4 protein-coding genes are annotated in these 3,552 nt (G+C 63.1%); 2 read left to right on the forward strand and 2 right to left on the reverse strand.

What is annotated here, in order from left to right:
• Together EN750_RS23975 and EN750_RS23980 are read left to right on the forward strand one after the other, a co-directional pair.
• On the forward strand, positions 1 to 841 hold an 841-nt coding region (locus tag EN750_RS23975), incomplete at its 5' end, for an aldo/keto reductase (RefSeq protein WP_145967868.1).
• A 91-nt stretch (positions 842 to 932) separates the two neighbouring features.
• Positions 933 to 1,559, forward strand: coding sequence for a LysE family translocator (locus EN750_RS23980; RefSeq protein ID WP_127397849.1), 627 nt, complete (start codon positions 933 to 935; stop codon positions 1,557 to 1,559).
• 25 nt (positions 1,560 to 1,584) lie between these two features.
• On the opposite strand, the gene EN750_RS23985 is transcribed toward EN750_RS23980, so the two are convergent.
• Together EN750_RS23985 and EN750_RS23990 are read right to left on the reverse strand one after the other, a co-directional pair.
• On the reverse strand, positions 1,585 to 2,385 hold the full coding sequence (locus tag EN750_RS23985) for a 1-acyl-sn-glycerol-3-phosphate acyltransferase (RefSeq protein WP_127397851.1): 801 nt from the start codon (positions 2,383 to 2,385) through the stop codon (positions 1,585 to 1,587).
• Between the two features lie 124 nt (positions 2,386 to 2,509).
• Complete coding sequence (locus EN750_RS23990) at positions 2,510 to 3,412, reverse strand: LysR family transcriptional regulator (RefSeq protein ID WP_127397853.1); 903 nt, start codon at positions 3,410 to 3,412, stop codon at positions 2,510 to 2,512.
• Between the last annotated feature and the right edge of the window lie 140 nt (positions 3,413 to 3,552).

Consider the following 3,552-nt stretch of genomic DNA (forward strand, 5'->3'; position numbering starts at 1 on the left):
CGGCTGCTTCTGCGGCGCCGGCCTCAACGCCATCGATACGGCGGATGCCTATTCGCGCTGGGTTCCCGGCCACAAGGGCGGTGAATCGGAAACCATCATCGGCAAATGGATGAAAGACCGTGGCAATCGCGACAAGGTCGTGGTGATCACCAAGGTCGGTTCGGATATGGGGCAGGGGCACAAGGACCTGTCCGCCGCATACATCGAAGAGGCCGTCGACGCATCGCTGAAGCGGCTGCAGACCGAAGTCATCGACCTCTATCTGTCGCACTGGCCGGACCCTGCAACCCCCTACGAAGAAACGCTTGGCGCCTACGAGAAGCTGCTCGCCAAGGGCAAAATCCGCTATGCCGGCTGTTCGAATCTCGACGCCGGCCAGTTGCGTGCTGCACTCGATGTGGCGAGCTTGCGCAGTCTGCCGCGCTACGAGGTGCTGCAGCCGGAATACAATCTTTACGATCGCTCGTCCTTCGATGGGCCGTTGCGCGATCTATGCGTGGCCGAGGACATCGGCGTCATCACCTATTTCAGCCTGGCCAAGGGTTTCCTCAGCGGCAAATACCGCAGCGAGGCCGACCTCGGTCAAAGCCCGCGTGGCGGCGGGGTAAAGGACTATCTCAATGCGCGCGGCATGCGCATCCTTGCGGCACTCGACGCGGTTTCATCAAGGCATTCGGCCAAGCAGGCGGAAGTCGCGCTTGCCTGGGTTATCGCTCGGCCGGGCGTCACCGCGCCGATCGCCAGCGCCACCAAGCCTGAACAGATGGACAGCCTGATCAGGGCGGCGTCGCTGAAACTGACCGCCGCCGACATGACCGAACTCGACAGAGCGAGCGGCTGAAGCTTCAGGCGCGACGCCTCGCACGAACGTCCAAGACGCCACTCTGGTCCTGCCATACCGTCTCTTCGCACAAGGCAGGACAGAGGAGAAAATGACTGAGCCGCTTCTTTCGCAGCCGGAGTTTTGGGGACAACTTCTCGCGCTCGTGCTTGCCGCCCTGGTGATCATGGGCAGCCCGGGTCCGGCAACGATAAGCGTTACCGCCGTTGGGGCCGCCTTCGGTTTGCGCCACTCGCTGGGCTATGCCTGGGGAATCATCCTGGGCACGATCGCCGTGCTTCTGGTTGTCGCGACCGGGGTCATGGCGGTGCTTACCTCGATGCCGAAGCTGGCGCCGTTGCTGGCTTTCGCCTCGGCGGCCTACATCCTCTATCTCGCCTTCAAGATCGCCACGGCGCCGCCCATGGCAGCACGCGGCGCGGAGGCTTCGTGTCCAACATGGCTGGCTGGTTTCTTTCTCGCGGTCGCCAATCCAAAGGCCTATGTGGCGATCGCCGCCGTGTTCGCCGGTGCTTCGTCCAAACAGGGCGCCACTGAGCTTGGTCCATGGCTGAAGCTGATGGCTCTCGCGCTGATGATCGTCGCCATCCATGCTCTGTGGCTTGTCTTGGGAGTGGCATTCGCGCGCTTCCTGCGCCGGCCGGCGGCCTCGCGGATCGTCAACCTGGTCTTTGCCGCGACGCTGGTGTTGACCACCGCGCTGGCCGTGTTCGGCTGAGAACTGCCGGTAGGAGACTTCCGGTTCAGGCTTTGTGTCTTGCGGCGTTGTCCAGCTCTTGCAGTCTTTTCACCGCTGTCGGCGGCAAGGCAGGCGGGTTTGGGCCGCGCGCGGCTTCAATCAGGAACTGGTCGCAGGCAGCCTCGGTCTCGCCGATCAGCCGGGCCATGAATTCGTCCTTGCTCAGTCCCGGTGGGATCGGCGGCAGGAACCGCGCCTTCACGGTGCCGGGGTAGCGCAGGAATTTGCGGCGCGGCCAATAGAGGCCGGCGACATGGGCAACCGGCACCACCGGAACGCCAAGCTGCGCATAGATTTCGACGATGCCGTATTTGTAGGCGGGTTCGTCGCCCGGCGCGCGTCTTGTCCCTTCGGGGTAAATGATGAGCTGGCGGGGATTGCGCGCCATCTCCGCCTTGGTCGCGGCGACCACGGCCTTCAGCGCTTTCGAACGGCTGCCGCGGTGAACCGGGATCATGCGCATCTTCATGATGTACCAGCCGAAGAACGGGATCCAGGTGAGCTCGCGCTTCAGGATGTAGAGAGGGTCGTGAAGATAGGGAAAGAAGGCGATCGCATCCCAGAACGACTGGTGTTTGGGGGCCAGGATGAAGGAGCCTTCGGGCAGGTTTTCCCGGCCGGTGATCTCGCTCTTCGTTCCGGCGATCTTGTCGTAAAGCCACATCGAGGTGCGCGACCAGAATTTCGGCACGAACCAGGCGCGGTGCCGGGGCGACAGGAAATAGTATGGGGTCCAGAGGATCATCTGGACGATCAGGTTGACGTAAAAGACGAAATTGAACGTCAGCGATCTGATGTAGAGCATTTGGGGGGAGCCCGGTGAGGAGGTGAGCGTTGGTTACACCAAGCGCGGGAAAAAAGGAAATGGCCGCAGGGCGCTTTGGTTGGCAACGAAGAACGGTCGCCAATGGGAGATTGGCCTGGTTCCGCTACATCAGCTGTGCCAGCCGCTCCTTCAGGCGCGGGGCGGCAAAATCGAGGAATGCGCGCAGCTTGACCGGCAGCAGGCCGTGGCCCGCATGCACCAGGCTTACAGGCCATGGCGCCGGCTCGAATTCCTGCAGCAGGATGCGCAGCGTGCCGGACCGCAGCGCGGCTTCGATCTGGTAGGAAAGCACGCGTGTCAGTCCGACGCCGGCAATCGCGGCATCGATGGCCGCTTCGGCGGTGTTGACCTGAAGCCGCGAGCGGACCCGAACCGGGATTTCGGCCTTGCCCCTGATGAAGCTCCAACTGGCGGCGGAGGCAAGTCCCTCGAAGGTGATGCAATCGTGTGTTTCCAGATCCGCCGGGGCCGTTGGCGTGCCGTGTTCGGCCAGATAGGCCGGGCTGGCGCAAACGACGCGGCGGATCGCGCCGACGCCGATGGCGACCAGGCTCGAATCGGGTAACTGGCCGATGCGGATGGCGAGATCGAAATGGTCCTCGACCAGCTGGGTTATGCGGTCGGCCAATGTCAGTCGGATGTCCACGTCGGGATAGGCGGCGAGAAAGCCGGTGACGACCGGCAGCACGTGCAGGCGGCCAAAGACGACCGGCGCGGTGATGGCCAGTTCGCCGGTCGGAGCACTGTATTCGCCGGCTGCCGTGCGTTCGGCCTCGCCGACGTCGTCGAGGATGCGGCGGCAGGCGGCAAGATAGGTCTGGCCGGCATCGGTCGGTGTCAGCCGTCGCGTCGAGCGATTCAGGAGGCGTGTGTTCAGATGGCGCTCGAGATCGGAAATCTTGCGGCTGACCGTCGCCAGCGGAATGCCGAAACGGCGGCTGGCTGCTGAAAGGCTGCCGGCCTCCACCGCGGCGACAAAGAGCGACATGGCTTCGAGACGATCCATAGCTTCTTCCGGAAAATGGAAGGACAGGTTACGAATATGTCATCTGCATTTGAATGATGGAAGGCTCTATATTATGTCTGTCGGCCTGCCCGCAGCATGGCCCACAAAGGAGTTGCCATGTCCGAAGCCCGCCCGCCGCT

This window comes from Mesorhizobium sp. M7A.F.Ca.ET.027.03.2.1 (assembly GCF_003999175.1).
GTDB lineage: Bacteria > Pseudomonadota > Alphaproteobacteria > Rhizobiales > Rhizobiaceae > Mesorhizobium.

Coding starts and splice junctions, on each gene's coding strand:
- EN750_RS23985 (WP_127397851.1), bottom strand. CDS start 2,385: ATGCTCTACATCAGATCGCTGACGTTCAATTTCGTCTTTTACGTCAAC.
- EN750_RS23990 (WP_127397853.1), bottom strand. CDS start 3,412: ATGGATCGTCTCGAAGCCATGTCGCTCTTTGTCGCCGCGGTGGAGGCC.
- EN750_RS23980 (WP_127397849.1), top strand. CDS start 933: ATGACTGAGCCGCTTCTTTCGCAGCCGGAGTTTTGGGGACAACTTCTC.